This is a genomic window from Streptococcus ictaluri 707-05, from assembly GCF_000188015.2.
Taxonomy (GTDB): Bacteria; Bacillota; Bacilli; order Lactobacillales; family Streptococcaceae; genus Streptococcus; species Streptococcus ictaluri.
In genome coordinates this window covers 42,456-69,135 of record NZ_AEUX02000005.1, presented here as the reverse complement: position 1 = coordinate 69,135, position 26,680 = coordinate 42,456, and the positions used below count along the sequence as shown (strand labels likewise).

Annotated in this window: 30 protein-coding genes, 1 pseudogene and 1 riboswitch; of the genes and pseudogenes, 6 read left to right on the top strand and 25 right to left on the bottom strand. The window is 38.6% G+C overall.

What is annotated here, in order from left to right:
• Nucleotides 1–95 precede the first annotated feature (95 nt).
• Complete coding sequence (locus tag STRIC_RS03570) at nt 96–1,730, bottom strand: putative polysaccharide biosynthesis protein (RefSeq protein ID WP_008088427.1); 1,635 nt, start codon at nt 1,728–1,730, stop codon at nt 96–98.
• A gap of 87 nt (nt 1,731–1,817) precedes the next feature.
• On the opposite strand from STRIC_RS03570, the gene STRIC_RS03565 reads away from it, so the two are divergent.
• The 6 genes from STRIC_RS03565 to STRIC_RS03540 all read left to right on the top strand — a co-directional run bounded on the left by STRIC_RS03565 (nt 1,818) and on the right by STRIC_RS03540 (nt 8,410).
• Nucleotides 1,818–3,263: a UDP-N-acetylmuramoyl-L-alanyl-D-glutamate--L-lysine ligase gene (locus STRIC_RS03565; protein ID WP_008088281.1), complete on the top strand. Its 1,446-nt coding sequence runs from the start codon at nt 1,818–1,820 to the stop codon at nt 3,261–3,263.
• Nucleotides 3,264–3,418: 155 nt separating this feature from the next.
• Entirely contained in the window at nt 3,419–4,441 is a 1,023-nt protein-coding gene (locus STRIC_RS03560) for an IS30 family transposase (RefSeq protein ID WP_200857370.1), read from the top strand.
• Between the two features lie 192 nt (nt 4,442–4,633).
• A complete protein-coding gene (locus STRIC_RS03555) occupies nt 4,634–5,416 on the top strand; it encodes an ABC transporter ATP-binding protein (RefSeq protein WP_008088567.1) in 783 nt (260 codons plus the stop codon).
• A gap of 24 nt (nt 5,417–5,440) precedes the next feature.
• The gene (locus STRIC_RS03550) at nt 5,441–6,364 is read left to right on the top strand and encodes an iron-hydroxamate ABC transporter substrate-binding protein (RefSeq protein WP_008088074.1); all 924 of its coding nucleotides are present in this window, start codon (nt 5,441–5,443) and stop codon (nt 6,362–6,364) included.
• A gap of 76 nt (nt 6,365–6,440) precedes the next feature.
• Nucleotides 6,441–7,406 carry a FecCD family ABC transporter permease gene (locus STRIC_RS03545; RefSeq protein ID WP_234944188.1) on the top strand — a complete coding sequence of 322 codons (966 nt, stop codon included), beginning with the start codon at nt 6,441–6,443 and terminating at the stop codon, nt 7,404–7,406.
• Nucleotides 7,403–8,410: a FecCD family ABC transporter permease gene (locus STRIC_RS03540; RefSeq protein ID WP_008088333.1), complete on the top strand. Its 1,008-nt coding sequence runs from the start codon at nt 7,403–7,405 to the stop codon at nt 8,408–8,410. Before STRIC_RS03545 ends, STRIC_RS03540 begins: the two co-directional genes overlap by 4 nt.
• 28 nt (nt 8,411–8,438) lie before the next feature.
• Here the strand turns inward: STRIC_RS03540 and STRIC_RS03535 are convergent, their stop codons facing one another.
• The 24 genes and pseudogenes from STRIC_RS03535 to STRIC_RS03420 all read right to left on the bottom strand — a co-directional run bounded on the left by STRIC_RS03535 (nt 8,439) and on the right by STRIC_RS03420 (nt 26,646).
• Nucleotides 8,439–9,506, bottom strand: coding sequence for a hypothetical protein (locus STRIC_RS03535; RefSeq protein ID WP_008088633.1), 1,068 nt, complete (start codon nt 9,504–9,506; stop codon nt 8,439–8,441).
• Between the two features lie 30 nt (nt 9,507–9,536).
• Nucleotides 9,537–10,196, bottom strand: coding sequence for a DUF1803 domain-containing protein (locus STRIC_RS03530; protein WP_040831999.1), 660 nt, complete (start codon nt 10,194–10,196; stop codon nt 9,537–9,539).
• Between the two features lie 71 nt (nt 10,197–10,267).
• Nucleotides 10,268–11,203, bottom strand: a complete 936-nt coding sequence (locus STRIC_RS03525) for a manganese-dependent inorganic pyrophosphatase (RefSeq protein WP_008088410.1) — start codon at nt 11,201–11,203, stop codon at nt 10,268–10,270.
• Nucleotides 11,204–11,335: 132 nt separating this feature from the next.
• Nucleotides 11,336–12,127, bottom strand: coding sequence for a pyruvate formate-lyase-activating protein (gene pflA, locus STRIC_RS03520; protein ID WP_008088629.1), 792 nt, complete (start codon nt 12,125–12,127; stop codon nt 11,336–11,338).
• 75 nt (nt 12,128–12,202) lie between these two features.
• Nucleotides 12,203–13,537 (bottom strand): hemolysin family protein, encoded by a 1,335-nt coding sequence (locus STRIC_RS03515; protein ID WP_008088102.1) that lies wholly within the window; start codon nt 13,535–13,537, stop codon nt 12,203–12,205.
• A gap of 59 nt (nt 13,538–13,596) precedes the next feature.
• A complete protein-coding gene (locus tag STRIC_RS03510) occupies nt 13,597–14,187 on the bottom strand; it encodes a tRNA (mnm(5)s(2)U34)-methyltransferase (protein WP_008088630.1) in 591 nt (196 codons plus the stop codon).
• A gap of 9 nt (nt 14,188–14,196) precedes the next feature.
• Complete coding sequence (locus tag STRIC_RS03505) at nt 14,197–14,982, bottom strand: aminoglycoside 3'-phosphotransferase (RefSeq protein WP_008088469.1); 786 nt, start codon at nt 14,980–14,982, stop codon at nt 14,197–14,199.
• 3 nt (nt 14,983–14,985) lie between these two features.
• Nucleotides 14,986–15,912: a TIGR01212 family radical SAM protein gene (locus STRIC_RS03500; RefSeq protein ID WP_008088342.1), complete on the bottom strand. Its 927-nt coding sequence runs from the start codon at nt 15,910–15,912 to the stop codon at nt 14,986–14,988.
• A 114-nt stretch (nt 15,913–16,026) separates the two neighbouring features.
• Nucleotides 16,027–16,677: a phosphatase PAP2 family protein gene (locus tag STRIC_RS03495; protein WP_008088125.1), complete on the bottom strand. Its 651-nt coding sequence runs from the start codon at nt 16,675–16,677 to the stop codon at nt 16,027–16,029.
• A gap of 3 nt (nt 16,678–16,680) precedes the next feature.
• A complete protein-coding gene (locus STRIC_RS03490; protein WP_008088164.1) occupies nt 16,681–17,244 on the bottom strand; it encodes an ECF transporter S component in 564 nt (187 codons plus the stop codon).
• A gap of 75 nt (nt 17,245–17,319) precedes the next feature.
• Nucleotides 17,320–17,444: riboswitch (FMN riboswitch) on the bottom strand.
• Nucleotides 17,445–17,581: 137 nt separating this feature from the next.
• Complete coding sequence (locus STRIC_RS03485; protein WP_008088185.1) at nt 17,582–18,121, bottom strand: tRNA (cytidine(34)-2'-O)-methyltransferase; 540 nt, start codon at nt 18,119–18,121, stop codon at nt 17,582–17,584.
• Between the two features lie 192 nt (nt 18,122–18,313).
• A pseudogene (gene yidD, locus STRIC_RS03480) lies at nt 18,314–18,561 on the bottom strand (membrane protein insertion efficiency factor YidD).
• Nucleotides 18,558–19,280 carry a pseudouridine synthase gene (locus tag STRIC_RS03475; protein ID WP_008088073.1) on the bottom strand — a complete coding sequence of 241 codons (723 nt, stop codon included), beginning with the start codon at nt 19,278–19,280 and terminating at the stop codon, nt 18,558–18,560. Before STRIC_RS03475 ends, yidD begins: the two are co-directional and overlap by 4 nt.
• A 51-nt stretch (nt 19,281–19,331) precedes the next feature.
• Nucleotides 19,332–19,883 (bottom strand): SMC-Scp complex subunit ScpB, encoded by a 552-nt coding sequence (gene scpB, locus STRIC_RS03470; RefSeq protein ID WP_008088527.1) that lies wholly within the window; start codon nt 19,881–19,883, stop codon nt 19,332–19,334.
• Nucleotides 19,880–20,587 (bottom strand): segregation/condensation protein A, encoded by a 708-nt coding sequence (locus STRIC_RS03465; protein WP_008088380.1) that lies wholly within the window; start codon nt 20,585–20,587, stop codon nt 19,880–19,882. Before STRIC_RS03465 ends, scpB begins: the two co-directional genes overlap by 4 nt.
• The gene (xerD, locus tag STRIC_RS03460; RefSeq protein WP_008088116.1) at nt 20,587–21,330 is read right to left on the bottom strand and encodes a site-specific tyrosine recombinase XerD; all 744 of its coding nucleotides are present in this window, start codon (nt 21,328–21,330) and stop codon (nt 20,587–20,589) included. The genes STRIC_RS03465 and xerD overlap by 1 nt, the downstream gene beginning before the upstream one ends.
• Nucleotides 21,327–21,788: a cyclic-di-AMP-binding protein CbpB gene (cbpB, locus tag STRIC_RS03455; protein WP_008088406.1), complete on the bottom strand. Its 462-nt coding sequence runs from the start codon at nt 21,786–21,788 to the stop codon at nt 21,327–21,329. Before cbpB ends, xerD begins: the two co-directional genes overlap by 4 nt.
• Nucleotides 21,785–22,306: a metallophosphoesterase gene (locus tag STRIC_RS03450; protein WP_008088505.1), complete on the bottom strand. Its 522-nt coding sequence runs from the start codon at nt 22,304–22,306 to the stop codon at nt 21,785–21,787. Before STRIC_RS03450 ends, cbpB begins: the two co-directional genes overlap by 4 nt.
• Nucleotides 22,282–23,259, bottom strand: a complete 978-nt coding sequence (locus STRIC_RS03445; protein WP_008088059.1) for a nucleoside-triphosphate diphosphatase — start codon at nt 23,257–23,259, stop codon at nt 22,282–22,284. Before STRIC_RS03445 ends, STRIC_RS03450 begins: the two co-directional genes overlap by 25 nt.
• Entirely contained in the window at nt 23,256–24,050 is a 795-nt protein-coding gene (gene racE, locus STRIC_RS03440) for a glutamate racemase (RefSeq protein ID WP_040831994.1), read from the bottom strand. The genes STRIC_RS03445 and racE overlap by 4 nt, the downstream gene beginning before the upstream one ends.
• Nucleotides 24,051–24,242: 192 nt before the next feature.
• A complete protein-coding gene (locus tag STRIC_RS03435) occupies nt 24,243–24,485 on the bottom strand; it encodes a YneF family protein (RefSeq protein WP_008088581.1) in 243 nt (80 codons plus the stop codon).
• A 179-nt stretch (nt 24,486–24,664) separates the two neighbouring features.
• The gene (locus STRIC_RS03430) at nt 24,665–25,354 is read right to left on the bottom strand and encodes a Bax inhibitor-1/YccA family protein (protein ID WP_008088515.1); all 690 of its coding nucleotides are present in this window, start codon (nt 25,352–25,354) and stop codon (nt 24,665–24,667) included.
• A gap of 15 nt (nt 25,355–25,369) precedes the next feature.
• Entirely contained in the window at nt 25,370–25,870 is a 501-nt protein-coding gene (locus STRIC_RS03425; RefSeq protein WP_008088357.1) for an HD domain-containing protein, read from the bottom strand.
• A 38-nt stretch (nt 25,871–25,908) separates the two neighbouring features.
• On the bottom strand, nt 25,909–26,646 hold the full coding sequence (locus tag STRIC_RS03420; protein WP_040831992.1) for a TrmH family RNA methyltransferase: 738 nt from the start codon (nt 26,644–26,646) through the stop codon (nt 25,909–25,911).
• Nucleotides 26,647–26,680 lie beyond the last annotated feature (34 nt).

The following is a 26,680-nucleotide window of genomic DNA, read 5'->3' as shown; positions in this document are numbered from 1 at the left end:
TTTTATTTTTTTAATCATTTATAGCAAATAACTGATATCAACTAACTAATTTAAAATCAGACAAGAGTTATAGACTTGCCTGATTTTTTCAATTCTTATTTTAAGTATAATTTCTGACGAAGGCTTACAGCCCGTGAACCAATTAACTTATCCAACTGATGAGTCAATAAGGTGAGGTATGTATAGAGTAAACCTCCCAGTCCTCCTATGATAAAGAGGTATAAAAGACTGGTCAAACGACTATTAGGTTGGAAGGCAAAACCTAATGCCCAATTTAAGAAGAAGACAAAAATCCCCATAACAACTGTTTGAATAAATGTTAACAACAATCGTTTTTGTAACAAACGTCGGTTAAAGCGCGTCACTTGATGCAATCGTCGGTACATCAAGTAGATGGGCAACATCAATCCAAAGGTACTGGCTAATAGTGGGCCATAAGCATGAAAGAAGTAAATAAAAGGTACTTGTAAGACCAATTTGACCACTACACCATATAAGAAATAAACAATGGCTTTCCGGTTTTCAAATAAAGCCTGAAGCATCGGTGCAAAGAGCGTGTATAAGGCTAACAAGAGTGTCTGAAAAAGTACCGCTATAAAGAGATGAATTGCTTCAGGTTCACTAACCCCATAAAAAATGGTGTAGAGGGGTTTGGCTAAAATAATAGCACCTGTTAAAGACGGTAGCAAGAACATCATTAACATCTCAAGATTATTAATGATCAAGCGCGCCGCGGCTCTCATGTCTCTCTTCACATAATTTTCAGTCAATAAGGCAATCCCAACGCCACCAATAGAAGCCGCTACGGCAATCAAGACCATGGTGATTTTAGCAGGATTGGCATTAAAATAACCAAGTAAAACCAATAATTGGGCCTTACTTTGAGCCGTAAACAAGGTCATGGTATTGATAAAGGTCCATTGGTCAATCAATTGAAAAGCTTGAATGGCACTTCCTGTAATGATGAAGGGAATGGATTCTTTTAAGGTTTCCAGCAAAAGTCCCTTGATATCAATAGGAATATCGTGATTACTTTTTGCAAAAATAGCTTGTAACAACCCTTGTTTCCAAAGATAATAACCTAATACCACCATACTAGCAATCATCCCAATAAATGCCGCAAAGGTTGATTGGACAACTGCTTTAAGGTAGTCTCCAGACCCTAACTTCATGATAAAGAAAGTCGTCAAAAGCATCCAAATCACACGGATTAATTGCTCTGCAATCTGACTCAAGGCATTAGGTTTAATGTCTTTGTAGCCTTGAAAAACGCCTCGAATGACACTCATCACCGGAAAGACCAAGACAGCTAAAGACAAACTATGCATGATTGGAACTAGCTTATCAACTCCTCCAGATAAGCTTGCAAAAACAGGAGAGCCGATATACATAATGGTAGAGAAAATAATGCCTAGCACTACCATCACTTTCAAGGTACTTCGAATCAACTGATAACTATGCTCTTTTTGCCCCATGGAGTTGTATTTGGCCACTTGTTTAGCAATGGCAACATTCAATCCAGTCGTTGAAATCAATAAAAAATAGGCATATACATTATAGCCCATATTAAACAAGGCATTAGCTTCTACCTTGTGCTCTCCCATCCAGATGTACCAAGGAATAATATACAAAACGCCTAGAAGGCGGCTGATAAAGTTCCCAGCTGTGGACCAGGCTGCGCCTTGAACCATCAGTTCTTCTTGTGTCAATTCTCTTTTTTCTGTCGACATATCTATACTTTCAAAGTTTTTATTAGCTTTATTATAAACTTTTGCTTGTTACTTGTAAAACAAGAACTTTAAGGATAGAATAAGGTTATGATTACCATTGAACACTTATTAACCATTTTAAAAGAAAACCATAATTTCCGTGAAGTCATTGACCAAGACGGATACCACTATGATTACTCAGGCATCACTTTTGAAAAGCTCAGCTATGATAGTAGACAGACAGATGCTAAGACGCTCTTTTTTGCTAAGGGACGTCAATTTAAGCTAGATTATCTTCAAAAAGCCATCGAGCAAGGCCTTACTTTCTACGTTTCAGAGGTTGCTTATGATGTTGCCATTCCTGTTATTTTGGTAACGGATATCAAAAAAGCCATGAGCCTAATTGCAATGGCTTTCTATGACAACCCACAAGAAAAGTTAAAATTATTAGCCTTTACTGGGACAAAAGGGAAGACAACAGCTGCTTATTTTGCCTTTAATATCTTAGAAGAGTCACATAAGCCAGCCATGCTTTCTACCATGAATACCACCCTAGATGGCAAGATCTTCTTCAAATCAGAACTCACGACACCTGAGAGTTTAGATCTATTTGCCATGATGGCAACTTGTGTCTCAAATGGGATGACACACCTGGTTATGGAAGTCTCAAGTCAAGCTTATTTGGTAGACCGGGTCTACGGTATAAGATTTGATGTTGGGGTCTTTTTAAACATCAGCCCTGACCATATTGGTCCTATTGAGCATCCTAGCTTTGAAGATTATTTCTATCATAAACGCCTTTTAATGGCTAATAGCAAAGCTGTTGTCATTAATAGTGATATGGATCATTTTGGGATTTTAGCTGAACAGGTAGCCAATCAAAGCCATGATTTTTACGGTAGTCAATCTGACAATCAGATTTGTCAAAGTCATGCCTTTTCCTTCACCGCAACTGGCAAACTGGCTGGTCACTATGATATCCAATTGATTGGACACTTCAATCAAGAAAATGCCATGGCTGCTGGACTAGCTTGTCTGCGCCTAGGAACCTCCCTAGAAGATATTCAAAAAGGTATTGCAAAGACCCGTGTTCCTGGTCGTATGGAAGTCTTGACCATGTCCAATCAAGCCAAAATTTTTGTGGATTACGCTCATAATGGTGATAGCCTAGAAAAATTATTGACCGTGGTCGAAACACATCAAAAAGGAGAAGTGACGCTTATTTTGGGAGCCCCAGGTAACAAGGGTGAAAGTCGACGAGCTGATTTTGGTCGTGTGATTAATCAGCACCCTCACATCAATGTCATTTTAACTGCTGATGACCCTAACTTTGAAGACCCTCAGGCGATTTCTGAAGAAATTGCTGCTCACATTAATCGAGAAGTTGATATCATGACAGACCGCACCTTAGCTATCCAAAAAGGGATGTCTCTTTGCCATCAGAAAGAGGATGCTCTTATTATTGCTGGAAAGGGAGCGGATGCCTATCAGATTGTCGAGGGGCAAAAAGCTGACTACCCTGGTGACTTAGAGGTTGCTAAGAGCTTTTTGTAGACCTTATCAATAACCATTCTCGCTAATAACTAAAACCATTCTAATTTAATTTGTTTTTTCGAAAAAATCCCGCGTTGTAAAATGAAGTGCAACAAAAAAGACATGTTCGTCTGATATACTAGAATTCCCCAATTCAGTATGGAAAGCAGATGAACATGTCCAACATTAATTTTACCAGAAAATCATCCTATTCTCATCTTTCAGCCACAGAACGGGGTGAAATTGCTGCTTATCTTAAAATGGGAAAGAAACCCGCTGAGATTGCTCGACTCTTGGGTCGTCACCGTTCTACAATCTGCCGAGAAATAAAACGTGGTTCAGTAGAACAGGTAAAGGATAAGAATGGAAAACAAACCTTCTTCAACGCCTATTTCGCTGATAGTGGGCAACGTGTCTATGAAACCAATCGTCAAAAGAGTTCTTATCTCAAGTTGAATGACTGCTCCGCTAGGTTCATTGAACAATTAGAATCTGCCTTGACGGCTAACATTCGTCTCCATAGTGTGGATAGTTTTGTTCAGACTTACAAAGTGAACCATCCTGAAGAAGTCGTCCCCTCTACCAAAACGATTTATCGTTATATCAAAGAGGGGGTATTAGCTATTAAACCAATCGATTTGCCTAAGATGGTTAGTATCAGAAAACGTTCTAAGAAAGTCATGAAGACGAATAAGAAGACTTTAGGTAAATCTATCGAAGAACGTCCAGAATATATTAATGATCGTTCTGAATTTGGGCATTGGGAGATTGATTTGGTTCTCGGCAAGAAAACCAAAGGTGAAGCTGTTATGTTGACTTTGGTAGAGCGCCAGACACGCTATGCACTAGGAGTTAAGCTAGAAGACAAGCAGTCCCAAACCATTAACCGAGTTGTCACGCATCTCATCAGTCAGTATCCTATTGCATCCATCACAGCGGATAATGGTTCTGAGTTTAGTTTACTCTCAAACTTAGAAGCTGTTGAAGTTTACTTTGCACATCCCTATTCTTCACATGAGAGAGGAAAAAACGAGAACTTCAATGGCCTCCTCAGAGAATATGTCCCTAAAGGAGTCTCACTTAATCCACTAACCTCTGAAGAACTTGACAATTATATTACTGCCATCAATGAGCGCCCAAGACGACTTCTTCAATATCAATCCTCAAAATTCCTGTTTGAGCTATCCCGAACAGCTTAACATCTGGAACTCTAGTTATCTATGAACTGGTTGCACTTGACTTGACAACTTGCGTTTTCGAAAAAATTAATATAATACTTAAAAAAGGCTGTTGAGGGCCTTTTTTCTATGCTATAATGAAAAAGATTTGATAAAAATGCCCAGACTAATCTTAGTGATTAGCCCCAAAAGGCATCTAGAAAGAAGGAATAAATGGCTATTATTCGTGGGGAAGATCTCACTATTTCATACGGTCAGAAAACCATTATCTCTGATTTATCGCTTGAGTTGGCAGAAGGTAAGATAACGACTATTATTGGTGCCAATGGTTGTGGCAAGTCAACGCTTCTTAAAGCTTTAATCCGTATTTTACCTACCACAAAAGGGCAGGTTTATCTAGACGGTCATGACATTGCTACCTTAAGCACTAAAGAGGTTGCCAAAAAAATGGCACTCTTACCTCAGAGTCAAGAAGCCATCGAAGGGACAAGTGTCTATGAGCTTATTTCTTATGGTCGCTATCCACACCAATCTTATTTAGGTCATCTGAACCAACTTGACAAAGACAAGATTCACTGGGCCATGGAGGCAACACAGGTAACAGCCTTCGCCAATCAGAGTGTTGATTCCCTATCAGGTGGTCAACGTCAACGGGTTTGGATTGCTATGGCATTGGCTCAAGATACAGATACTATTTTTTTGGATGAGCCAACCACTTATTTGGATATCAATCACCAACTTGAGATACTGGATTTACTCAAAAACCTTAATCAAACATCCGGTAAAACACTCATTATGGTCTTGCACGACTTAAATCTATCCGCACGTTATTCTGATATGCTTATTGCCATGAAAGAAGGTAAAATCCTAAACTCAGGTAGTGTAAGAGAAATCATGACCCCACAGATGATAAGAGACCTTTTCCATATTCAAGCTCAAGTGGTCGAAGACCCCATTCATCATTGCCCTATCTTGCTGACTTATCAGCTTATATAATATTATTCTAGGAGAATAGAATTCATGAAAAAACTATTACTATTAGTAACCCTTTGTGTGACAGGATTGACTCTAATCGGCTGCTCACAAGGACAAACGACTCAAGAAGAGAGAAACCATCAACCTAAAATTGCGGGTGTCACTTATCATGGGGACATCCCTGCTACTCCTAAACGTATTGTCAGCCTAGCCTCTACTTACACAGGATATCTAGCTAAATTAGATATGCCTCTTGTCGGCGTTACTTCTTATGATAAAAAGAATCCTGTCTTAAAAGATGCTGTTCAAAAAGCAAAACAAGTTGATGCCACTGATCTTGAGGCTATTGCTGCTCTAAAACCTGACCTTATTATTGTTGGTTCAACAGAAGAAAATAGTAAGCAATTAGCTGAAATTTCTCCTCTTATCTCTATTGAATACCGTAAACGTGATTACCTACAGGTCTTTTCTGATTTTGGTCGTATCTTTAACCGAGAAAAAACAACCAATAAATGGTTGAAAGATTGGAAAGAAAAAACAGCTAACTATGAAAAAGAGGTCAAAGCTGTTACTGGTAAAGAGGCAACCTTTACCATCATGGGTCTATACGAAAAAGAAGTCTATCTCTTTGGTAAAGATTGGGGACGCGGTGGTGAAATTATCCATCAAGCTTTCCACTACCAAGCACCTGAATCCGTGCAAAAAGACGTTTTTAAACAAGGTTATCTCTCTATTTCCCAAGAAATGCTGCCTGACTACATCGGTGACTATGTCCTTGTTGCAGCAGAAGATGATAAAACAGGCTCTGCACTTTATGAAAGCCAACTTTGGAAAAATATTCCTGCAGTAAAAGCAAATCATGTGATTAAAGTAGATGCTAATGTCTTTTACTTTACAGATCCCATGTCTTTAGAACATCAACTTCAAACCTTGCGAAAGGCTATCCTCTCAAGTGAAAACCAATCCTAATTCTTTACCTGCAAAAACTAAGCTAGGCTCCCAATATAAAGCCAAAGTTCCTTCAAATCGCAGCTTTTATCTTCTTTTGATACTGATTAGCAGCAGTCTTTTATTAGCTCTCTACTGTAACAGTCGTTTTGGTGCTATTTCAATCTCAAATCGTGCGCTACTCCACTTATTATTGACAGGTGATAGGAGCAGTCGACTGGCTACGATCTTTTGGACTATTCGTTTACCTCGTCAGTTGGCAGCTGCTTTAGTAGGGGCTGCTTTAGCTGTTTCTGGAGCAATCATGCAAGGACTGACACGAAATCCCATTGCTGATCCTGGTATATTAGGTATCCAATCTGGTGCTGGTTTGGCTCTGGTTCTGGGCTATGCCTTTTTTCCTCATCTTCATTATTCTGCTATTATGGCTTTATGTCTGACAGGATCTACCTTATCTGCTCTCCTTGTTTTTGGCCTGGCTCATCAAAGAGGACGTGGCTATCAGCAGATGCGACTCATTTTAGCTGGTGCTATGGTTTCCCTCCTATTATCAGCTCTAGGACAAGCCTTGACTAACTATTTTCATTTAGCTAATGCCATTATTGGTTGGCAAGCTGGTGGCCTAGTTGGTGTTAATTGGAAAATGTTAACTTATATTGCCCCTCTCATCCTTATAGCGCTGAGCTTAGCTTACCTTTTTTCTTATCAGTTAACGATTTTAAGTTTAAGCGACAATCATGCTAAAGCACTTGGTCAGAAAACCTTTTTAATAACTAGCTTCTTTATGCTCCTCGTCTTAGTTCTGGCTTCAGCTGCTGTTGCTATTGCTGGTAGCATTGCCTTTGTCGGTTTAATCATCCCTCACTTGATTAAACCCTATAGTGCTAAAAATTATCGCCAAATGATTCCATTGACCGGACTTTTGGGTGCTAGTTTTATGTTGTGGGTTGATTTCGCCTGTCGTAACATAAACCCACCTTATGAAACACCTTTGTCTGCTTTAGTAAGTCTTATTGGTTTGCCTTGCTTTTTATGGCTGGTGAAGAAAGGAGGAAGTTCTTGAAATCTCTGACTTATCAAATGATGTTATTTGTTAGCGTGACGCTTGTCTTACTTTGTCTAATCATTTTATCACTTTCTATTGGTGAAGCAAAGTTCTCTTTTCTAGAAGTGCTCAAGGTTTTGATAGGCAAATCATCTCCTGCCATGACCTTAATCATTACTAAGATACGTCTTCCACGCCTCTTGGCAGCTTGCTTAGGAGGAGGTTCATTAGCCCTATCTGGCTTGCTCCTGCAAAGTTTAACTAAAAACCCCTTGGCAGATTCTGGTATTTTAGGTATCAACACCGGTGCCGGCATTAGTATCTCTGTCTTAGTTGCCTTTGGTACTATTGAAAATCCAACAATCCAACACTGGCTTCCACTCTTTAGCCTATTAGGGTCAGGACTAACTATTTTAGTTGTTTACCTTTTATCCCTTAATCCAGATCATTCCATTAACCCTACCAAGTTAATTATCAGTGGTGTTGGTATCTCTACCATGCTAGCCAGTTTGATGGTTGCTCTTGTTGGGAATGTCAATCGTTACAAAATCGATTACGTCATTAACTGGCTAAGCGGTCAGATTAAAGGAGATGACTGGCACAGTTTAAGTCTCTTGGGACCTTTCTTAATCCTATTGTGGGGACTAACATTGACACAAGGTTACCAACTAAATCTGATGACCTTATCTGATGAAACTAGTCTTTCACTTGGCTTTCCTTTAAAGCAAAGTCGACAAATTTGCCTCCTTTTAGCTACTGCTTTAGCTGCCCTAAGTGTGCTTTTAATTGGCAATATCACTTTTATTGGACTGATGGCAGGGCACGCTAGTCGACAACTACTAGGAAATGATCACCGACGACTGATACCCTTTAGCCTGCTCTTGGGGATGTTGCTGCTTCTAACGGCAGATACTATCGGAAGGGTCTTTCTAGTTGGACATTCAATTCCAACTGGCCTTTTGGTTTCTATTATTGGAGCACCCTACTTCTTATACCTGATGCAAATGACAAAACAACATTAAAAGGCTATCTCACTTGAGATAACCTTTTTTATTTAATAATCATGGCATGAGCCTTTGTCATGCCATACTTTGCTAGAGAAAAATCTGTGATTTTACCAGTCAGACTATGATAAGAGACAAGTCTATCTGGAAAGAGAAAATACACATCCGGGCCATTAATCGTCAGATAAGCTGATAACTGATCTTTTTTAGTCCCTATTGTTAAAGGCTTTTCGGCTAAAGTATCTAAAGCTAGTGTCGACCATGCGGTTTGCCCATTGGAATTGTGGTCATATTCTATCAGCAACTGATGGGATGCTTCTTGATAGACAATGCGCTTTGGAAAGGCATTAGCTAATGGGATAAAATCTTTGGTCTTCGTGTCCACATCATAAACCAAGAGTATATCTCCTGATTGAGGCTCACCATGACTATCCTTAGCTTTATAAGCCTCAGGCAGATAAAGGGTCTTTCCAACATTAACCATTCGGATATAAGCAGCTTCTTCTTCCAAATCCATTTTTTCCAGTAAGGCTAAAGACTTATCTAGTTTCCAAATTTCTGTAGAAGTACGTTGAGTATCCGTATTAAGAGTACTTATTAAAGCATAGAGACTATCATCAATAACAAGCATCTGATGACAACAGACAAGCACAGCATTCTCACTCGCTATAGAGCCATGTTTCTTTTCATTTAAGGCCTTATCGTATCGGTAAAAATCAATCCCATCTGAGGAATTCTGACTGGTGTAAAAATAAGTCCCATCTGTGGTTGAACTATAAGCCTCACCAGCTTTGGCTTTACGAAAAGTCTCTTGAAGGGTAGAACTGTTAATACTAGCTAGATAAGTGCTAAAATCTTTCCCTTCCTTAGTTTTAGCGACATAGGTTCCCTTAGCTTTTTGAAAACTCTCCTGATCAAAAGCCAGACTTTTTTGCCGCTTCAACTTTTCGATCAGCTGCAATTTGTCATTATCAAATGCAAAAGTCATCACTGACTTTTGGTCAAAAATGGCTATGTCATAGTCTTTACTCGGCACTTGTTGGGAACAGCCTCCTAAAACCAAAAGACTGGTTAAAAAGAAGAAAAGAAGACATAAGAATTTCTCTCTAATCATTCAAAGAACCTTCCTTTTTGACGTCAACAACTACTCGATCGGAGAGCTAAAGGTCAAGCTCTCACTGTCAAAATCCATTAGCAACTCATATTTTCCAGCCTCATTTTTGGTAATATAACCTAATAAAACTAATGCTTCGACAAAGATGTCTCGACGCTTTTGCATAAGCTCTGTTTTTCGGCTATATTTCATCAAAAAAGTAGTCATGTACTTCAAGGCATATTGAGGATTCACATCTCCAAGCAAGTCATAGAGCACTTTTTGAGCATCAGAAAGAGGTTCTTGTCGATTGAGGCGATAAAAATAATTTGCCAGAGTCAGCTCCTCACGCTCAAAACCTGTGATTTCTTTAATCAGTACTTGATTGGTCTGATTGGTCAGGCAAGTCTCAAAACGTAATCGCAGTAAATCTTGATAGGCAGAACTTTTGGTCTCAACAAACACTTGCTGGTCTAAGATAAGGTCATCTAACTGTTCAAGCATAGGGAGATTAAGGTAATAACGCTTCTCTTCTCGAAGAATATAGTTAGCCTGCACATAAGCTTCAATAGAGCGATCTACATTTTTGACATGAGGAAAGGATTTTTTGATCGCTCGCAAGGTCACCTCTTGGTTAGTTGCCAAGTAGTTGATCAAACTCTGAAAAAAGGGTTGGCAAGTTAGCTTATTAGGATTCAGTGCTTTTATCATGCCTTTATTATAGCAAAAAGTCACCTGCAACAACAGGTGACTTTTCATATGCAATAAGCTCTTTTAGTGATTTAGGCTCCAAAGCTCTCTGTTAATTGTGGAACCACTTGTTTCTTACGAGAAACAGCTCCCGCTAAGAACGCATGGTTATTCTCTAAAGTAAAGTCAAAAGCAGCTTCAACCTTGTCCATGTTTGCGCCTAAGGCAAGGATTTCTGAATTAGAATTAACAATATCAGTAATCATCAAGACAAAGTCAGAATAGCCTTCTGTTGCCATAGCATCTTTAATGGCTGTTTCAATAGCTTCTTGACGCTCTAAAACATCTGCAATATCAACGGTATTGACCTGAGCGACACGCACGGCATTGCCATTTAACTCAAAAGTCTTAGCATCAATATCAATCAATTCAACTTCTGATTTGTTAGCAAGGTTTGTCCCTGCTTTTAGTAATGCCATACCATACTCTTCAAAATTAACACCTGCTAGCTCAGATAATTCTTGAGCCACTTGACGGTCAGATGGATGAGTAGTTGGAGATTTCAAAAGCAAAGTATCAGAGATTAAACCTGATAACAATAAGCCTGCCATTTCTTTTGGCACGTCAACATTGTTTTCTTTAAAAAGACGGTAAACGATTGATGATGCTGATCCAACTGGCTCTAAACGCATATAAAGAGGGTTTGCTGTTTCAAAGTTAGCCACACGGTGATGATCCACAATACCATGTACTTCAACCTCACGGATATCTGAAATGGATTGTTGGAATTCATTATGGTCTGTCAAAATAACTTTTTCAGCTCCTTCTTCTTTAGCTGATGTCACCACGCGCGGTGCTGTGACACCAAAGTAATCTAAAGCAAAAGCTGTTTCTTCATTTGGCTCACCAAGTGCAACCACTTCTGTATCTAAACCAAAGGCCTTCTGGCATAGGTAATCAAAAGCATAGGATGATGCAATGGCATCCGTATCCGGATTTTGATGACCAAAAACTAAAATTTTTGACATAATATTTCTACCTCATTCTCTTTATTCATCTTATTTTAGCAGAAAAAAGCCCTAAAATCAAAGGGAGAATGCCTGCTTAACGAGAGCTAAGTAGATCAAAAAAGCTGGGAAATCATCCCAACTCTATCCCTATTATGATTGATGAACACGTTTCATGTATTCGGTATAAGATTCTGTCTTCATCAGCTCCTTAGCATTTTGAACCCGTTCTTTTGTAGGTGGTTTAACCCCTTCTAGTGGGTAGGGAATGCCAAGCTCGCGCCACTTAAATTCACCCATGGTATGGTAAGGTAAAACTTCAAATTTATCCACATTTTTCAGTGTTTTGACAAAATCTCCCAAACGAATCAAATGATCATCGATATCTGTTAATCCAGGAACCAGGACATGTCGAATCCAGACAGGCACGCCCTTATCTGATAAGTAACGCGCAAAGGCTAAGATGTTGTTATTTGGTTGACGTGTGACCAACTTATGCTGTTCTTCATCAATTTCTTTCAAATCTAACAAAATAAGATCTGTCACTGCTAGCAGCTTATCTAAAACCTCATGGTATTCTGGAGTGGCACGATAAGCAAAGCCACAAGTGTCTAAGGTGGTATGAATACCTAGCTTCTTAGCTTCGATAAAAAGTGCTGTGATAAAGTCAATCTGAAGCATGGCTTCACCACCAGAGACTGTAATCCCACCCTTTTTGCCCCAAAAGTGCTTGTACTGTAAAGCTTCTTTTAAGACATCTTGAACAGTTCTTAGCTTAGAATTATTGGTTTCCATTTCCCAGGTATCTGGATTGTGGCAATACTGACAACGCATTTTGCAGCCTTGTAAAAAAATAATGAAGCGAATCCCTGGACCATCTACAGAACCAAAACTTTCTGTTGAATGTATCATTCCAGTTACTTGTCCATAATCTATTTCAGCCATTGCATCTCCTCATTCCTTGTAAACGTTTTTACATTTTCATTATATCATTTTTCATTAAAAAGACTAGGTATTACCCTAGTCTTCCTCCATATTCTGTTCTATATTAGAGATAATCACTTTTAACTTGTTGATCCGGCCATCTTTGACCTTATCATTGATTAAGGTCAAGTGCTTGTCCTTACTGTCACAAGCAAAGCTTTCTTTTTCTTCTTGACTTGGAATAGTTCCAATACCCGTTAGATAGAAACCAGCGATGGTATCTACATCATCACTTTCTAATTCCGTATCAAAGTATTCGTTAAATTCATTGAGAGTCATGGTTCCCACAACAATATAGGTGTTATCCCCAATCTCGTGCACAAATTGCTCAGCCTTGTCGGTTTCATCATCAATTTCCCCAACAATCTCTTCAAGCAAGTCTTCTAAGGTAACAAGCCCTGCAACACCACCATATTCATCTAACAAGATAGCCATTTGATTTTGCGTATTGCGTAATTGCCTTAAAAGATCATCCACAAAAATGGTCTCTGGTACAAAGAGAGGTTCTTGGAGGATTTTTCTCAAGTTAATATTCTCAAAGTCCTGACGAAAACCAGCATCTAACAGTCGCTTGGTATGAATAAGGCCAATCACCTTATCCTTATCGACATCATATACTGGGATACGAGAAAAGCTTTGTTTTAAAATCTCTTGGATATTAGTAAAAGCATCATCATTGATGTCAATCATAAAGGCATCGGTTCTAGGAACCATTACCTCACGCGCCATCATCTCATCCAAAGAGAAAATCCCTTGCAGCATCTCAATTTCCTCGGCATCAAGAGTCGCTTCACTATTGGTTAGCATATACTCAATTTCATCACGTGTCATGCGTTCATCGGCATCATCAAAAGTCATTGGCGTGATGCGACTTAAAAGATTGGTAGAAGCTGACAAGAGCCAAACAAAGGGGCTAACTAGACGACCTAAGCCAATAATAATGGGAGCTGAAATAATAGCAAGCTTATCCTTAAGGTTCATAGCAATCCGTTTGGGATAAAGTTCCCCAAGCACAATTGAGACATAGGTCAAAAAGATTAAGGAAATAATACTACCTGCTGTCTGTGCTGTCGCAGAACCCCCTAGCCATCCCGAAATGACTTTTCCTAAAGAAGCAGATAAACTAGCCCCTGATAAGAGACTAATGAAGGTTATGCCAACTTGGATTGTTGATAAAAAATGATTTGGTTCTTCTAAGACACGCAAAAGACGGATATAACGTTTATCGCCATCATCTGCTTTTTGTTCTACCCTTGAGCGATTAAGTGACACTAAGGCCATTTCACTGGCTGAGAAAAAAGCATTGAGCAAAGTCAAAACCAATAACAGTAAAAATTGAATAAACAAAGGCTGACTCACAGGGTCTTCCATTAATAATAACTCCTAGAAATAATATAGTGATTTCATTATATCATATTTACCTTTAAAGGTTATTCTTTTCTTCCTTTTCCCAAAAACAATCCCTTATCAATAGGCTCTAACTTTTCTAGCATAATCAGAAAAGGAGGACGATTTATTTGATTCAGTGGTTGATATAGCATAGCCGTTACTAATCTTTGATCCAGTTGAGAAACAAAATGTAAAAGCGCCTCTTTTTCTTCTTGGCCTCCTTGATGACCATAATAGACCATCACCGCAATACGACCACCAACTTCTAGTACTTCAAGCGTTTTGGACAGTGCCATTAAGGTTGTCTCAGGTTTTGTGATAAGAGATTTTTCCGCACTTGGAAGATAACCGAGATTAAAAATAGCAGCGCGAATCGGTTCCTCGATATAGTTATCTAGGTTTTCATGCCCGTCTAAAATCAAATCGGCATTGGTCAAACCAAGCTCTTGCAGACGTTCTTGGGTCTTCACTAAAGCTTCTTCTTGCACATCAAAGGCATAGACCTTCTTAGCTAGACTGGCTAAAAAGGCTGTGTCGTTCCCTTTTCCCATGGTGCCATCAAGAACCACACTACTATCATCGATGACTTCTTTAAAAAAACTGTGCGATAAGTGAATCGGTCTTGTTATCATGTTATCTCCTTAGCCAAAAACTTCAAAATATGGTATTGCCTCTAAAATGCTCATCTCAATAGCTTCTCTACCATAACAATCTAATATATAGTCTTTAAATGTTGCTGTCTTTAATTGATGTTGAAATGTCCAAAGAAGCCAAAAAAGATCAATATGCTTATCTCCCATACCTGAACAATCCCAATCAATCATTGATTGAAATTTCCAATTGTTTAATATTACATTTGGTAAGCAAAAATCCCCGTGAATAAGGGTATCTGACTCTAATAATGGTTTTATTTCTTGAATATAATCAAATATGTCATATGATGTTTTAAACAGGTCACGACTTGATAAAAAATTAGGATTAAAAACCCCTTTTTGGTAATTTAATTCTACTGTCTGTATATAAGAGTCGGTGCGATTAATCGCTGATATTTCTGTGAAATGTAATTCATGTAATTTTTGTAATTGCTCAACTACTATATTAATTAACTTTTTGGGTTGACGTAGGTACTCTATTTGGTTAGCCCCTTCTCCTGGAACTCTTTGAGTTAAAAGCCAATCTCTGTCTAAACTTTGATAATCAATAACCTCTGGAGCAAGTCCTTTCTTATGAAAAAAACAGGTCATTTCAAACTCTCTCTTCAACTTACCTTTTGGAGCTGTCTTCAAGAAATAACCTTGATCTTTCTCAATAAAAAAGACACATGCTGCTGTAGAACTACTACTATCATAAATCATACTGTCTTTTACTAGTTTTACAAAGTTATGAGGAATCTGCAATTCCCTTGTATTTAGTAATATCTTTATCATTTCTCACTGCCCACTTTTACAACCTTGCCAACTGCCTCTTCTTGCCATTTCCAAATCAATAGCATTGAGGACTTGCCACTTATTAAGACTCCACATGGGGCCTATCAGCATATCTCGTGTCGCATCTCCTGTAATCCGGTGAATAACCATATGCTCTGGAATGATTTCCAATTGGTCACAGATAATAGAGACATATTCCTCTTGACTGAGGAGTTGCAAGCGTCCTTCGTGATAGTCTCTTTGCATGCGAGTATTCGTCATCAAGTGAAGCAAGTGCAACTTTATCCCTTGAATATCATTGTCTGTCACGCAACGTCTGACATTTTCAAGCATCATTTCAGCTGTCTCACCTGGCAAGCCATTAATCAAATGAGAGACAATTTCAGCTTTGGGCACTTTTTGCCGAACCCTTTTGACTGTCTCTTTATAAAGCTCATAAGAATGGGCCCGATTGATCATCTCGGATGTCTCTTCATAGGTAGTCTGCAACCCTAGCTCAAGTGTCACATGCATGCGTTCTGTTAGTTCGGTAAGGTAATCTAAGGTGTCATCAGGCAAGCAATCAGGACGCGTTCCGATATTGATTCCTAATACTCCCGGCTCATTGATAGCTTGCTCGTAGCGCTCTCGAATGACCTCAACCTTATCATGGGTGTTGGTAAAATTTTGAAAATACACCAAGTATTTCCTAACATCTGGCCACTTACGATGCATGAAGTCAATTTCTTTGTAAAACTGTTCTCGAATCGGAGCATCTGGAGCCACAATAGCATCACCGGAACCAGAAACAGTACAAAATGTACAACCACCATGAGCTACAGTGCCGTCACGATTGGGGCAATCAAAGCCAGCATCAATCGGTACTTTAAAAATTTTTTCCCCAAATAACTGACGGTAATAGTCATTTAAGGTACGATATCTTTTTTCCATATGTCTTATTGTAGCACAATTCAGAGAATCTGGAATAAGTTGTATCAATCCCACTCCCAAGACATAAGACAAAGAAAAAAGAGTCCCTTTTATCCATAGGAACTCTTTGTGTGATTAATCTTGTTTCATCTGAAAGCGCCATTCAAATCGCTTTTGATCATAAAAAGGAAAAAGTAAGTGTAAGATACCAAACCCTAAGATAAAGCCAGCTAAGACATCACTAGGATAATGAACCCCTAAATACACTCTTGATAAGCCAATTAAAGCAATCAAAATAGAAAAGAAGATAACAGCTGTTATCTGAAGATCCTTTGAGCTTAGTCGCTGATAACTAATAATCAACAAAGCTCCTAGAATGAGCATGCTGCCCATAGCGTGGCCACTTGGAAATGAAAAGCCTCCTGCATGAACCAGATGACTAATACTTGGCCTTGGTCTTTGGTAAAGCAATTTAAATCCCGAAATAAGAACCGCTGCAACCAGTCCATTGGCTAGGATAAAATAAGCTTCTGCTTTCCATTTTAGGACAGCACAGAACAAGCTCGCTAAGGCAACAATTAAGATTTGTGTTTTAACATTTCCCACAACTGTAATCAGTTTAAACAATTGCGTCACACCTTCTGGCAAGCTGCCTCTAACAGTACTTTGAATGCTACTGTCAATAGCCGTCAAGCTCTCTGGAAAAAATTTAACCGTATAGCCAATCATCACAAAGAAGAGCATGGCAAAGGATGACTTGAGAAAATGAGTTTGTTTGTTTTTCATGCCTTAAATGGAGTATCTTTCTAGAATTGATTTACTTGCAATATACACGAAATAAAAAGCAATTGCAAATATTAACCCTTGAACCAAGTTAAATGGAAGCACCATAGCTAGCAAATACTTAAGAATACCAATATAAAGGCCAATATCAAAATTAGCAAATTTAGCATAAAGGGGAATTGCAAAAATATAATTTAGAACTAACATGCCAATTGTTAACATCAGAGTTCCCATAATACTTGCGGTAAAGTAATGCTTAATAGTTGGTTTTCTTTTCCAAAATATAGCAAAGGCTGTCACAAATAAACCTAATGCAATGATATTCATAGGTAAGCCAATAAAATCATTTACCCCATGATTATTTAGGAAAAGCTTCAGCAATGACCTGATTAAAATGATGGCATAAGCACTTTTCAAATCCATTAAGACCAAGCCAATTAAGGCAGGAATCACACTAAACTCAATTTTAAGAAAGTCTGCACCTGGAATAATAGCAAAGCTAAAAAACATTAAAATAAATGAAATGGCTGAAAGAATGGCAACCATGACCATATTGTGTGTCTTAGACATTAAAAAATTCCTCCAATTTTTACAAATTGAAAGAAGTTCCTTCGTTATTGGGTAGACAAAAAGCCCTCCAAAAACCCCGGTCTTCTCTCATCCAGACTTTACTGTCGGTTGTGGAATCACACCACATCAGCTTTCGCTCGCGAACTTCTAGCTAACTAGTCACCGCCGGTCGGGAATTACACCCTGCCCTGAAGACACTTATAGCATAGCAGATTTACCACTAGATAGCAATAGTTTTGTCGGACTTTTTGGAGACAAACAAAAAAGAATCACAAAGAGTGTTGTAACACATCTTTGTAATCCTTAAGATAAGAGCTATTCTATGACCCTTAGCTGACTACTTGAGTTTATCATTACTGTAGGTATGACTGAGTTCAAGTCCCTTAAATTCTTGTTGCCTAAGAGCCTCGTAGACTACCATACAGACCGTGTTAGAAACATTTAGGCTTCTTACGTGCTCATCATTCATAGGAATGCGAAGTGCCTTCTCAGCATGCTCTCTCATGAAGTCTTCAGGAAGCCCTGTATCTTCTCGGCCAAATAAAAAATAATGAGAACAATCATCTTGATACTGCTCCTCACTGTAAACCTTGTTGGCAAACTTACTAATTAAGTGTAACTTGCCATGACAGCTACTTAAAAATTCTTCTAAGCTATCATAATAGGTAATGTCGAGCTTATCCCAATAATCTAAGCCAGCTCGTTTCATCTTACGGTCATCAATGGGAAATCCCATCGGCTTGATAATATGAAGAGGAGCGTTGGTGGCGGCACAGGTCCGTGCGATATTTCCAGTATTTTGAGGAATTTGCGGCTGATAAAGGACCACATGATTTTGGCTTAAACTAGCGCTTGACGCTTGAACTTCTTTTGTCATCTTCTTTTCACCTCATGGATTCATCAAAAAAACCACACCGCTCGGAGTCATGCTCAGCAAACAATGTGGTTGGTGGTGACTCGTTAACTTAAATCATAACAGGTTTGATTTAAACCAACGAATGCTTATTTGCTATTATAACACTTTAACCATTAATGTCAAATATTTTTCTGCAAACCAGTTGGCTTTTTCTTATTTTTTCATCTTCTTATTCCTTCTTAGAGTAAGACATCAGGTACAGGGTCATCTCCACCTTCAAAAAAAGGATGACACCTCAAAATTCTGGCTATGCCCATCAAGACCCCTTTTAGACCATGTTTTTCAATAGCTGTAATCATATAGGCAGAACAAGTTGGCCTATAACGACAAGAAGGCGGAGAAAGAGGAGATATATATTTTTGATAAGCTTTAACGGTTAGTATAAGAAAGGATTTAATCATTTTTTAGTAGTGGCTGCATTATGCAACTGGCTGATTTCTTTTTTATTCAAACGTCTGGATTCACCTGGTCTTAAGCCGGTTAGGTCTAAAGTACTAAATTGTGTTCGAGACAATTTATCCACAAGTAAGCCAACAGACTCAAACATTTTTTTGACTTGGTGATTACGCCCTTCATGAATCGTTAATTCGACAATAGAACGATTTTTATCAGCTTCCACACGGACAATGTTATAACGAGCAGGTTTTGTTTTCTTACCATCAATCACTACCCCGCGAGTTAAGGGACGGAGGTTCTCTTTAGTGGCAATGCCTTTGACACGTGCCAAATAAACCTTGTCAATTTCATTACGCGGGTGAATCATTTTATCGGTAAAATCACCATCATTGGTTAAAATTAAGAGTCCTGAAGTATCCCAGTCTAAACGTCCTACTGGGTAAATCCGTTCTTTAACTTGTGGAAGCAAATCAAGGACAATCTTGCGACCTTTATCGTCAGAGACACTTGAAATCACTCCACGAGGTTTATTTAGAAGATAGTAGACCTTCTCTTCATTGTAAATAGGACTTCCTTCAACTTCAACCACATCACCAGACTTAACTAGAGTAGCTAATTCAGTAACAACTTGGCCATTTAAGGTGACTAAGCCTTGTTTAATCAACTCTTCTGCTTTGCGACGACTAGCAACCCCTGCATGGGCAATATACTTATTAATTCTCATTTTTTCTTCTTTCTTATTGCAAATGGCTTGCCCTTTAAGTCAAGCTGCTTATTAATCATTAGGTTGAAACAGAGCTGTTTCTTCAGCTTGTATCTCTAGAGATGATGCATCAACCAATTGGTCAAGGTGGTTAATTCCCATGTAATCTAGAAAATAGTCTGTCGTGGCATAAAGGTTTGGACGGCCTACCACCTCTTTTTTACCAGCTTCCTTAATCAGCTCAAAAGCCATCAGCTTGCTTAAAGTACCGCTAGAATTAACACCTCTAATATCATCAATCTCAATACGTGTAATGGGCTGCTTATAAGCAATGATAGCTAGGACCTCTAAACTAGCCCTAGAAAGACTCTGGTTGATAGGTGCTTTGGCATAATCTCTTAAGAGTGCTGAAAAAGCATCTTTAGTCACCAACTTATAAGTATTTGACGTCTCTAGGAGACACAAACTCGAGTCTAAATCCGCTTGATATTTTTCTGCCAATTTTTCCAATTGCTGTTGCAGTGCCGTGGGAGATAAATCAATCATGGTCGCTAATTGTCTTAAGCTGAGACCTTCTTCTCCTGCTACAAATAACAAGGCTTCTATTTGAGATAAATAGGTCATGACACATCCTTTCTCACTATAATCTGACCAAAATTAGACGATTGTTCCACAAAGACAGAATGAACCTTAACCAATTCCAAAGTAGCCAAAAATAAAGTAATGACTTCATTGATGTTCTGACAATCATCAAATAAGTCACTTAAGGTCACTTCGTTTTTATGCGCTAGGCGGTCTTCAATTCTGATCATCATGTCTTCAATACGATAATCATCACGCTCAATAACGGTATGGCTATTTTTAAAGGCTTCACGCTTAGCGGTCATGATTTTTGAAAAGGCTAAAAAAAGATCCATAACAGTCTTATCTTCTTGCAAGACCGTATCTTCAAAAATTAATTCTTGCTTTGGTTTGGCAAAAAATTTAGCTCGGCAATCATGTTGCTGACCTAGTTCTTGACTTAATTGCTTAAACTGACTGTACTCTTCAATCTTACTCAATAAGTCTTGTTCAAGGTCATCTTCCTCGAAACCTTTTTCAACCAACTTTGGTAGAAGTCGTCTGCTTTTGATGAGCATTAATTGACTGGCCATGACCATATATTCGCCTGCAAGCTCCAATCGCATGGCTTGTACCGTTTCAATGTAGACCAAGTACTGTTCAATGACTTGAGTAATTGGAACCTCATAAATGTCCACTTTATATTGAGAGACTAAATGCAGGAGCAAATCTAGTGGCCCTTCAAAATCCTTAACTTTTATATCCATTATGTTCTAAAATATTTTTCTATGGTCTGAGGGCTTTTTAAGCCCAGTGACTGACTAATGGCCATCATGGACTTGCCCTTTGACTTTTCCTTGATAATAAATTGCTCCCGTAAACTCTGAGCTGTCAATTGCCCTTGTCCAATACTTTCTAAAAAAGACTTGAGCTGCTTAAAAAACCATTGCCTAGAAAAGGGTTTTCCGTTATGGTCAAAAAGATAAACTCTTTGACTAACGATCTCTTGCGTCAAAAAAGGAAGCAATTCACTACTTAGCGACAAGACACGTCGACAGTGATCATTCTCAAGTTTTAAAATCTTAAATTCCAAGTCTAAATCAGCCAATCTAATCTGAGCAATCTCACTTGGGATTAACCCCAACTCCAATATCAGTAGTGCAATTAATTGTCCTTTAGGAAAGGAAGATTCCTGATAGAAAACTTCACGTTGAATCAACTCTCTTGGGGTCTTAGCAGGTGCTAATCTTACTTTTTCCTCAATTTTCAAGAAATCTTCCATCAGCTTTTGCCGATAGAGAAAATATAAAAATTGGTTAACTGTCGAAATCTTACGTTTTTTTGCTGATAAACTCAGCTTGCTAAGGCCTTGCTTATAAAGTGCCAATTTTTCTGGAGTGATACGTTCGCCAACCTCTTCGCAGAATTGTTGCAGATCATAACGATAGGATTTCTGACTGTTATCAGATAAGGGCTTACTCTTAATAAAAGTTTCAATAACACTAATCATTTTTTCAAAATACGATAGTCATCTGTAAAATCATGCAAAAGGCTATTAACGGCTTTTAAAATAGACTTGCGCGTAATGATACCAACAAAGTGCTGATCATTATTAACAACTGGCAAAAAAGGAAAGTCTACTAGTTTATGCATGATTTCCGTTAAGCTTGAGGTAATATTAATGGTTTCAATTTTGGTATTGACCATGTGACCAATATCCGTTTGGGTCATCTCCCAGTCAGTCAATTGCCCCTTAGACTGGTAAGTCATGATATCAGAAATACTGATTGTCCCAACGTATTTTTTATCTTTTGTGATAACAGGAACCCTAGAAAAGCCGTTGCTGACCAATAATAACATGACATGATCGGCATTGTGAGTGTCAATAAAAATGGCTAAATCTTCAGCAGGAATCAAGTAACTGTCTAAATGACTAATTAAAAAAGTTTCAAATTCTTTTGCGATCATCGTTTAAATTCCTTAGAAAGTGATGGGTAAAGCTTGTGTTGGCGTGTCAAAAAGTCCACTTTAATCATACGATCATCTGAGATGATTCGTGCATACAAGCATTCATTGACCTCACCTCGTGGTTGTGACACCGATCCAGGATTGAGAAAAATGGTTTTTCCTTCCTTCCAAGCGGCTGGGCGATGGAGGTGTCCGTAGAGACAAATATCTGCTTGTGCTTCTTGTGCAAAATAATTCAATTTATCCCACATAAAATTAATATGATAAAGGTGGCCATGCGTCTGAGCAATCTTAATATCCCCCACTTCTGTGACCAAATCGTCTGGATAGGCGCTATCATAATCACAATTACCAGCAACCACTTGAATGCCTTGCCAAATCGGATCTGAACTAGGTAACTCAGAATCCCCATTATGAAAAATAGCATCGACTTGACCAAAATACTTTTCTTTAATAGCAAGAACAATATCACGGTCTCCATGCGAATCGCTCATTACAATGATTGTTTTGCTTGCCATGTCGGAAATACCTCTATCAACTTCTTAACCGCTTGTCCTCTATGAGAAATCTTATTTTTTTCTTCCGCGTCAAGCTCTGCGGCATGTTTTCCTGTTTCACCCACAAGAAAGAGCGGATCATATCCAAAGCCATGCTCTCCTTTTGGTTGTGTCACAATATAACCTGGCCAATCTGCTTCTACCACAAGGCTTTCTCTCCCTGGCGCAGCTACTACTAGAGTCGTATGAAATTGGGCAGAGCGATCTTCTTGCTTAAAGACCATCGCTAATTCATGTAATAACTTGGCATTATTTTTAGCATCTGTCGCTTCTGGCCCTGAAAAGCGTGCCGACCAAACACCTGGCAATCCACCTAAGGCATCTACTTTCAATCCAGAATCATCTGATAACACCATTTTACCAGTTAAAGCTGAAATGGTTTCAGCTTTAAGCCTAGCATTCTCTTCAAAACTTGTTCCTGTTTCTTCAACATCAGGTAAGTCTGGGTAATCGTTAAGGTTTTCGACCCTTAAGCCTAATTTACCAAATAAATGGCGAAACTCTTTTGTTTTACCCTCGTTTCGAGTAGCAATCAATATGACATCACCAAAACTGGTCTCTTGATTCTCAAAAAAAGTCTTGACTGCGACACCATTCTTAGGCAAATGAACCGCTAATAATTGATCATTTTCTATAAGTAATAGACTACCTGAAAGTTGACGAAGTTGAATCTGACGTTGAAAGGCTTGATTAATCATATCAACCAAAAAAGAGACCAAGTGATAGCTACTGCCTAACTTAACGACATGAATCTGGAGATTGTCAACTTGTAAAGCTGTTACGGTTTGATGAAACAGCTCTCGAACGGCATCATAGGCTTCATCATCACCAAAATAGGTAAAATAGTTAAAAGACTCCCATTTCCCTAAAAACCAGTTGTTCTCATCTTTGTATTCATAAACATTGTCATTCATAAGTTTACATGCTCCACATTAATATCTCTTTTTAGCCAGCTTGTCGCAATCTCTCGAAAGCTTTCTGGACTTGCTGTCGTATAAAACCAGTTTTGTACTTTGTCTTCTTGTCGGCTACCATTAATTTCAAAATAATTAAGAAGCACAGAAATGTCTCGAACACACTCTGCCCCACTATCAATCAGCTGAACCTCTGGTCCCATTACATTCTGAATAATAGGCCTTAAGAGAGGATAGTGTGTACAACCTAAAACTAAGGTATCCACCTTTCCAACCAAAGGAGCTAAGCTCTCATAAACCACTTTTTTAGCCACGCTAGACTTTATTTCATTCGACTCCACAATAGGTACAAATTTAGGACATGAAAGACTTGTGACCTGAAAGGAAGGCGCTAAAAGTTGTATCTTTTGCCGATAAATATCCGAAGAGACCGTCATGGGCGTCCCAATAACACCTATCTTACCTGTTTTGCTTGCTTTAATGGCTGCACTAGCACCCGGTAAAATCACTCCTAATACTGGAATATCAAGGGCTTCCTTAACTTCTTCCCAGGTGACAGCGGTCGCTGTATTACAAGCAAAGACAATCATTTTAACATTTTGGGCAAGTAAAAAATTGACCAGTTGCCAAGTAAAGTCACGAATTTGTTGGACAGAGCGAGGTCCATAAGGAGCTCTAGCTGAATCACCAATATAAACGACTTTTTCATGAGGAAGTTGTCGCATCAATTCCTTAACAACTGTCAAGCCTCCTACACCTGAATCTAAAAAACCTATCGGTCTGCTATCCATCATTGGCACTTCCTTATCCAAAACATAAAAAACTCAGCTGGAAATTGCCAACCGAGTCTCTTTTAACCCCTGAACAGTTGACAAATCTAACTGATAATACAAGTCCAAACGAACTATTAAGATCAATGACTGTTCACTCTATACGTTTAATGACTATAAGGCTTTTCTTTGAAAAGCTGGTCATTTAGTAGACTATTTTTTACCTTTAGCAACTGCTGCCTTAGATTGTTTCACAATGTTACGATAAGTTTGTTGAATCTTTGCTTCACTTGGCTTTTGCCCCATTTGGCTCATCATTTCACGGATAGCTTCTGGCGTCAAACGTGGGTGCTCTCCAATTTCTTTTTCAATTTGTTTGCGAGCAATGAAAATGCCTCCAAAAAGTCCGGCTGTAAGCGCCACAATAATCAACAAAATCCAAATAGCTGTAGACATAGTTTAATAGTTTCTCCTCGTTTTTTATTCTTCTCATTATATCAAAAATCAAAGCAGTTTACAAATAGCAAACCAAAGGCGGATGGTTTTCTTTCATAAAGAAAAGAATAGGAAGACTCTAGCCGAGTCACTTGAAATTAACTTGCTAAAAAAGCGAGCTTTCGCTCGCTGTCACATCACTAGTCATTTCGTCCGAAAATACGAAGTAAGCTAATGAATAAGTTAATAAAGTCAAGATAAAGACTAAGTGCCATTGCTACAGCCCAACCATCTCCAACTTGTCCATTGGTAGACTGATAAACACGCTTAATCATCTGGTTATCTGAAGCAATCAAGCCTGAGAAAATTAAAACCGAAATCAGACTAATCACATAACTCATCATGTCACTAGCTAAAAAGAGGTTAACCAAACTAGCCACAATAATTCCAATCAAAGCTGCTAAAAGGGTTTTTCGTAGACCTGACAAATCTTTTTTTACCTTTGCTCCAATAAAAGACATGGCAAAGAAAAGGGCCGCTGAAGATAAGAAAGCTTGAAAAACCGTTGTTTGTGCATAAACAACAATGATAAAACTTAAGGTAAAACCATTCAAGGCTGAATAGATTAAAAATAAAGGCAAGGCTGCAGGTGTGTTCTTGCGTGCTGCACCACTGGCAACAAAGACTAAAATCAACTCAACAATAGCAGCTCCATAATAAACCATAGGATGGTTATAAATGATGGACACCAAATTATCCCTAAAAGGAAAGAGCATAAGATAAGAAACAAATGCCGATAATCCAATTCCCATTCCTACCAGACTATATATTTTAGCAAAAAACTGATTTAATCCTGTATCAGTTTGTGTGTAAATCACCTGTTGATCCATATAAAACTCCTTTGACTAACGGTTATGACTTTGTAAGGTCTTGCGACGTAAGAAACGACGGTTGGTCCATTTCTGACGTAAGGGGGTTGCGGCTTCTTTAACTGCCCAATATTTGTCCACTAAGGTTACAATGTAGCTTTCTTTATAGCGCGGAAAAGCAACAGTTGCTCCCCACATATGCTTCAAAATAATATCTTCTTCTTTTTTGTTGAGTATGGTCAGCTTTTTAGCATTTCTTACGGCAATTCGGGGATGTACCCAAGCATGGCCTTTATTAAACTTGGTCACACGCCAATCGTAATAGAAAAAGTCATGTAACAAACCACCTCGAGCCGTACTCTTGGCATCCCAGCCAAATTTTTTGGCTAATTTATAACTTGAGTAAGAAACATTGATCGAGTGCTCTAAGCGCGTCGAATGGTTGTGCTGAACAATGTGCTGCAACTTTTGGAAGCGAGGATGAGCAACCAAATCACCGACATGTTCCATAAATTCTGTATCTTCTGTATAATGCATATCATAATCACCTCGTGCTCATATTATAACATAGAAGCTTAAATCAAGCTGAAAATGAGTATTCCGGCCGCCACAGCCACATTCAAACTCTCTGCCTGCCCTGGCATATTGATATGCACCAGTTTGTCAGCCATAGTTGCCATCTCTTCACTTATACCACTTCCCTCATTCCCCATTACCAAGGCAAAATTAGGTTGCCTACTCAATTCTCTATAATCGACAGAGTCCTTTGATAGGGTTGTTACAAGTAATCGGATATCTTCTGCCTGCATGAGAGGACAAAGGTCTTGAAGATTGGTCCGCCAAATCGGTAAATGAAAATGACTTCCTTGCATGGAGCGGAGTGTTTTTTGATTATAAATATCTGCTGACTTGTCCGATAGGAAGACGCCTTTAAATCCAGCTGCATCCGCTGTTCTAATCATGGTACCGACATTTCCAGGATCTTGCACATCTTCTAGTATCAGATAAGATCCTTGAAAGTGTTTTGGCAATTTCTGGTCTGGAAGCGCAATTTCAGCTACGATACCTTGAGGGCTTGGAGAATCGGTTAATTCCTTTAAAACTTCATCTGTTACCAAAACAACAGATTGGTATTTAGAGACCCTATCTGCCATGTGTTCAACCACAAATATGTGCTTAAAAATCTGATGGGATTTTTGAGCTTCCTCAAAAAGATGCCAACCTTCTATTAAATAGGAGTCTTTACGGTGTTTTTTTTGTAACAGTTTTTTGGTTTGCTTTATCAGTGTATTTGCTTTTGAAGTAATTATCATAAAATCATTATACCACAAAGCCTTTAGCTCCCAA

Excerpts from the sequence above, each read along its gene's own strand:
- STRIC_RS03445 (WP_008088059.1), bottom strand. The coding sequence starts at position 23,259 with ATGAATGACAATGTTTATGAATACAAAGATGAGAACAACTGGTTTTTA.
- racE (WP_040831994.1), bottom strand. The coding sequence starts at position 24,050 with ATGGATAGCAGACCGATAGGTTTTTTAGATTCAGGTGTAGGAGGCTTG.
- STRIC_RS03565 (WP_008088281.1), top strand. The coding sequence starts at position 1,818 with ATGATTACCATTGAACACTTATTAACCATTTTAAAAGAAAACCATAAT.
- STRIC_RS03420 (WP_040831992.1), bottom strand. The coding sequence starts at position 26,646 with ATGATAATTACTTCAAAAGCAAATACACTGATAAAGCAAACCAAAAAA.
- STRIC_RS03465 (WP_008088380.1), bottom strand. The coding sequence starts at position 20,587 with ATGGATATAAAAGTTAAGGATTTTGAAGGGCCACTAGATTTGCTCCTG.
- xerD (WP_008088116.1), bottom strand. The coding sequence starts at position 21,330 with ATGATTAGTGTTATTGAAACTTTTATTAAGAGTAAGCCCTTATCTGAT.
- STRIC_RS03500 (WP_008088342.1), bottom strand. The coding sequence starts at position 15,912 with ATGGAAAAAAGATATCGTACCTTAAATGACTATTACCGTCAGTTATTT.
- STRIC_RS03435 (WP_008088581.1), bottom strand. The coding sequence starts at position 24,485 with ATGTCTACAGCTATTTGGATTTTGTTGATTATTGTGGCGCTTACAGCC.
- STRIC_RS03425 (WP_008088357.1), bottom strand. The coding sequence starts at position 25,870 with ATGCATTATACAGAAGATACAGAATTTATGGAACATGTCGGTGATTTG.
- STRIC_RS03570 (WP_008088427.1), bottom strand. The coding sequence starts at position 1,730 with ATGTCGACAGAAAAAAGAGAATTGACACAAGAAGAACTGATGGTTCAA.
- STRIC_RS03515 (WP_008088102.1), bottom strand. The coding sequence starts at position 13,537 with ATGGAAGACCCTGTGAGTCAGCCTTTGTTTATTCAATTTTTACTGTTA.
- STRIC_RS03525 (WP_008088410.1), bottom strand. The coding sequence starts at position 11,203 with ATGTCAAAAATTTTAGTTTTTGGTCATCAAAATCCGGATACGGATGCC.
- STRIC_RS03475 (WP_008088073.1), bottom strand. The coding sequence starts at position 19,280 with ATGAGAATTAATAAGTATATTGCCCATGCAGGGGTTGCTAGTCGTCGC.
- cbpB (WP_008088406.1), bottom strand. The coding sequence starts at position 21,788 with ATGATCGCAAAAGAATTTGAAACTTTTTTAATTAGTCATTTAGACAGT.
- STRIC_RS03485 (WP_008088185.1), bottom strand. The coding sequence starts at position 18,121 with ATGACAAAAGAAGTTCAAGCGTCAAGCGCTAGTTTAAGCCAAAATCAT.
- STRIC_RS03490 (WP_008088164.1), bottom strand. The coding sequence starts at position 17,244 with ATGTCTAAGACACACAATATGGTCATGGTTGCCATTCTTTCAGCCATT.
- STRIC_RS03530 (WP_040831999.1), bottom strand. The coding sequence starts at position 10,196 with ATGATAAAAGCACTGAATCCTAATAAGCTAACTTGCCAACCCTTTTTT.
- scpB (WP_008088527.1), bottom strand. The coding sequence starts at position 19,883 with ATGACCTATTTATCTCAAATAGAAGCCTTGTTATTTGTAGCAGGAGAA.
- STRIC_RS03450 (WP_008088505.1), bottom strand. The coding sequence starts at position 22,306 with ATGGCAAGCAAAACAATCATTGTAATGAGCGATTCGCATGGAGACCGT.
- STRIC_RS03510 (WP_008088630.1), bottom strand. The coding sequence starts at position 14,187 with ATGATAACAAGACCGATTCACTTATCGCACAGTTTTTTTAAAGAAGTC.
- STRIC_RS03495 (WP_008088125.1), bottom strand. The coding sequence starts at position 16,677 with ATGAAAAACAAACAAACTCATTTTCTCAAGTCATCCTTTGCCATGCTC.
- STRIC_RS03560 (WP_200857370.1), top strand. The coding sequence starts at position 3,419 with ATGTCCAACATTAATTTTACCAGAAAATCATCCTATTCTCATCTTTCA.
- STRIC_RS03430 (WP_008088515.1), bottom strand. The coding sequence starts at position 25,354 with ATGGATCAACAGGTGATTTACACACAAACTGATACAGGATTAAATCAG.
- STRIC_RS03550 (WP_008088074.1), top strand. The coding sequence starts at position 5,441 with ATGAAAAAACTATTACTATTAGTAACCCTTTGTGTGACAGGATTGACT.
- STRIC_RS03505 (WP_008088469.1), bottom strand. The coding sequence starts at position 14,982 with ATGATAAAGATATTACTAAATACAAGGGAATTGCAGATTCCTCATAAC.
- STRIC_RS03535 (WP_008088633.1), bottom strand. The coding sequence starts at position 9,506 with ATGATTAGAGAGAAATTCTTATGTCTTCTTTTCTTCTTTTTAACCAGT.
- STRIC_RS03555 (WP_008088567.1), top strand. The coding sequence starts at position 4,634 with ATGGCTATTATTCGTGGGGAAGATCTCACTATTTCATACGGTCAGAAA.
- pflA (WP_008088629.1), bottom strand. The coding sequence starts at position 12,127 with ATGGCTGAAATAGATTATGGACAAGTAACTGGAATGATACATTCAACA.